Annotated in this window: 6 protein-coding genes and 1 pseudogene; 5 read left to right on the top strand and 2 right to left on the bottom strand. The window is 43.4% G+C overall.

All coding sequences use genetic code 11. The annotated features are described in order from the left end of the window. From IQ234_RS20320 to IQ234_RS20305, 4 genes and pseudogenes are all read left to right on the top strand, one after another. Nucleotides 1–416, top strand: a pseudogene (locus IQ234_RS20320) (photosystem II D2 protein (photosystem q(a) protein)); the annotation flags it as partial. 145 nt (nt 417–561) lie between these two features. Continuing rightward, entirely contained in the window at nt 562–1,089 is a 528-nt protein-coding gene (locus IQ234_RS20315) for a DUF3011 domain-containing protein (protein ID WP_193958401.1), read from the top strand. 280 nt (nt 1,090–1,369) lie between these two features. Beyond that, nucleotides 1,370–1,597, top strand: a complete 228-nt coding sequence (locus IQ234_RS20310) for a hypothetical protein (RefSeq protein ID WP_193958400.1) — start codon at nt 1,370–1,372, stop codon at nt 1,595–1,597. Beyond that, nucleotides 1,554–1,856 (top strand): type II toxin-antitoxin system RelE family toxin, encoded by a 303-nt coding sequence (locus tag IQ234_RS20305; RefSeq protein ID WP_193958399.1) that lies wholly within the window; start codon nt 1,554–1,556, stop codon nt 1,854–1,856. The genes IQ234_RS20310 and IQ234_RS20305 overlap by 44 nt, the downstream gene beginning before the upstream one ends. Nucleotides 1,857–1,916: 60 nt before the next feature. Here the strand turns inward: IQ234_RS20305 and IQ234_RS20300 are convergent, their stop codons facing one another. Both IQ234_RS20300 and psaK read right to left on the bottom strand, forming a co-directional pair. Continuing rightward, nucleotides 1,917–2,030, bottom strand: a complete 114-nt coding sequence (locus tag IQ234_RS20300) for a hypothetical protein (protein WP_052277265.1) — start codon at nt 2,028–2,030, stop codon at nt 1,917–1,919. Nucleotides 2,031–2,223: 193 nt separating this feature from the next. After that, nucleotides 2,224–2,490, bottom strand: coding sequence for a photosystem I reaction center subunit PsaK (psaK, locus tag IQ234_RS20295; protein WP_002736399.1), 267 nt, complete (start codon nt 2,488–2,490; stop codon nt 2,224–2,226). 120 nt (nt 2,491–2,610) lie between these two features. Here psaK and IQ234_RS20290 point away from each other — a divergent pair, with 120 nt between their 5' ends. After that, nucleotides 2,611–3,249, top strand: a complete 639-nt coding sequence (locus IQ234_RS20290; protein WP_193958398.1) for a phosphoribosylanthranilate isomerase — start codon at nt 2,611–2,613, stop codon at nt 3,247–3,249. Nucleotides 3,250–3,388 lie beyond the last annotated feature (139 nt).

The following is a 3,388-nucleotide window of genomic DNA, read 5'->3' as shown; positions in this document are numbered from 1 at the left end:
GAGCGACGGTAGAAAATACCCTGTTTGAAGACGGTGAAGGTTCCAACACTTTCCGAGCTTTTGAACCCACCCAAGCGGAAGAAACCTACTCCATGGTCACTGCGAACCGTTTCTGGTCGCAAATCTTTGGCATCGCTTTCTCCAACAAACGTTGGTTACACTTCTTCATGCTCTTTGTCCCCGTGACTGGTTTATGGATGAGTGCTGTGGGTGTAGTGGGATTAGCCCTTAATCTACGGGCCTATGACTTCGTTTCTCAGGAATTGAGAGCGGCGGAAGACCCGGAATTTGAAACCTTCTACACTAAAAATATTCTGCTTAACGAAGGTCTGAGAGCTTGGATGGCTCCCCAAGACCAACCCCACGAAAACTTTATCTTCCCTGAAGAAGTATTACCTCGCGGTAACGCTCTCTAAAGATGGCAAGAAAATTTACCGAATAGGGGGAAGGGTGAAGTTAAATCACCCTTCTTTTTTGTTGATTAACGCACTTCAAGCACTACTACTCATTTTCTTGATACCCCTGTAAGATAAACTAGAGAATTTCTTGGAGATAAAGACAATGTTTCGCCAAATTTTATTATCTAGTCTTGGTTTATTGCTAATTTGTCCCTTGGGGAGCGAGCCAGCAGCGGCCAGAACCACGAGAATTAATTGTGAAAGTCAAAACGGTCGTACTACTCGCTGTCCCGTCAACGCTAGACGGGCCCAAGTCAGATTAATCCGCACTCGCTCCGCTGCTCCCTGTGAGGGTAATTGGGATTTCGAGAACGGCAATATTGTGGTGAGAAATGGTTGTCGGGGCGAGTTTGAGGTACGCACCGACAACCATCACGGTAATTCTGGTGGCGGTTGGGAAGATAATCTTTACAAAGAATTTCGCCTCCCCAATATCGGTCGTTTTGTCGTCGATCGCCGCAGTTATTATGATAGTGGCAGAATTAGAGAATTTGATGCGATCGTTAATGGTAGTCGCGAGCGTTGGTGGGCCAATTGTCGTGGTGGCGAACTCGGCAGCGGTAGTCGTCGCATCCGCTCATCCCGGGAAATCGATCGAGTAGTGGACTTTGTTTGTGAGGATCGGGGTTAAATATAGAAACCAAAACCCTATCTAAAACCTTTTGAAGTTACTCATTTATATAGCTAGATAGCTAAAATGAGTAACTTTTACTGAAGATAGATTTTAAGAACGTTATCAGGTAAGCTAAGACGCGCTTTAACCGCCTATCCTTAGATTACTTGAATCTCTCCCAATCTCTTGACTTGCCTCGAATAGTGGCTTGAGAAAACTAAAATCCTGAAGATAACTGCTGTAAGAAACCCGTTTTCTTGATCTGCTGCTACAATTCAAGTAGATTGGAGGAAAATATATGGAGCCAGCAAACACCTTAGATGCTCTAATGCTCAAAACCATCATCAAGGAAAGCGTCCGCGAAGTTATGCGGGAAGAGTGGCTTAAATTCTTCGAGATGCTGATTCCCTATGTTGATGATATAGAACAAGCTGACATAGAAGCAACCTTTAATCCTGTTGATTACAAAGACGACAGCTTCCTTGATATTACAGGCTGGTTTAATCGTGAAGATCAGGATCAGTAGATCAGCCAGTAAATTTTTGGAGAAACTAGATGCCAATAGCCGAAAATCTGTTTTAACTAAAATTGGTATTCTCAAAACCTGCCTTGAAACTCAAAACGTTTATCCCCCTGAAGAACTTGATATAAAAAAACTTAAAGGTGAGTTAAAAGGATTCTCCAGAATTCATGTTGGCAAAATGCGAGTTATTTTTGAAATCGTCAAGGAGACAGACGAAATCTTTATTTATGAGATTAACTTTAGAGGCAATATTTACAATTAATTAAGCGATTGGCAACGTTCGGATTTACCAATTATTTTCGATACTTCTTTCCGCAGCTATCTAACTTTCATAGGTTAATTTAGCCAATACTGCTTCTTCTTCGTCAGCAAAGTCTCCAGCTTCAACTTGGGCCACTGCTTTCTTAGTTTTCTCGCCAGCAGCCAGAATAATCAACCGATCTGGACGATTACTAGACTTCTGGCATAATTGACTTTTGAGAGTTCAAAAATGGGAAAAATAGGGATGAAGTTGCCTAAAATCTCTTTATGCTTAGTTCTCCGTTCGGCTGAGCTCACGGCCGAAGCCTGACTACTGGCTCCTCTATCTGAGGTTTACTGGTCACTGATTACCGATCACCGATCACTGATTAGAGAATACCCGCGTTAGAAAGACCGAGAACCAGTCCCGCACCGAGAATATGGCCAAAACTCATGGTAGCCAATAATTCCGGCAGACCGAAGCTTTTTTTCGAGGCTAACTGCGGCAAGGGTAAGGCAGGGCCAGCCCCGGTATTTTGGATGGCAAAATAACCGATAACGAAGGCTACTAGGTTAGCTAAGGTCATGGTAATGCCGACGGATAAATTCCAGGGAATGGTTTGAGCGGTGGCTAAAAGTAAGGTGGAAGGGATCATTGACGCTCCAGTCTTGATAAGATTTTGTTAATCACAGGGCATTATAAAAAGCTCTTGACCCGAAACTGCTTTTTGTTTGAATACTTAACAGTTTTTGTAACGTTTTGCGAATAAGATTAAATGCGAATTAAAATTTGCGGCATTACCCAACCAGACCAAGGAAAAGCGATCGCTAATTTAGGAGCTACGGCCTTAGGTTTTATCCTCGTACCAAGTTCGCCTCGTTACGTCAAAATCGAGCAAATTAACGCTATTATCGCCGCAATACCCAACAAAATTGATTTTATTGGGGTTTTTGCCGACGAGCAACCCGAAATTATTCAGCAAATAATTTTTAAAACTTCCTTGACAAGTGTGCAGTTACATGGTAAAGAATCTCCCGAATATTGCCAAAGGTTGCGGCAATTATTACCCGACCGGGAAATTATCAAAGCTTTGCGGATTAAAGACAGAGAAAGTTGGGAAAAGTCGGCAATTTACTTTAATAGCGTCGATACTTTGCTTTTAGATGCCTACCATCCCCAATTGCTCGGCGGTACGGGACATACCTTAGACTGGCAAGCCTTAGCCAGTTTTTCGCCCCCCTTGCCCTGGTTTCTGGCCGGAGGACTCAACCCCGATAATATTAGTGAAGCTTTAACCCGGCTGCACCCCGATGGCATTGATGTGTCTAGCGGTGTTGAGCGATCGCCGGGTGATAAAGACCTGAAAAAAGTCGCCCTCTTGTTAGAGCGACTGCAAAAAATCAGTGATCAGTGATCAGTTAGAAGGTTTTGGGTGTTGGGGTGTTGGGGTGTTGGGGTTTTGGGGTTTTAGTTGAAATTTCCCCATCTCCCCATTTCCCTATCTCCCCATTTCCCTAATCCTCTGATCAGGTAAAGTTTTGTAAATAGATGCG

Source organism: Microcystis aeruginosa LEGE 91341 (genome assembly GCF_015206885.1).
In the GTDB taxonomy this organism is placed as follows: domain Bacteria; phylum Cyanobacteriota; class Cyanobacteriia; order Cyanobacteriales; family Microcystaceae; genus Microcystis; species Microcystis aeruginosa_H.
The sequence above is the reverse complement of the archived record's forward strand: the minus strand, read 5'-3'. Positions and strand labels throughout refer to the sequence as shown.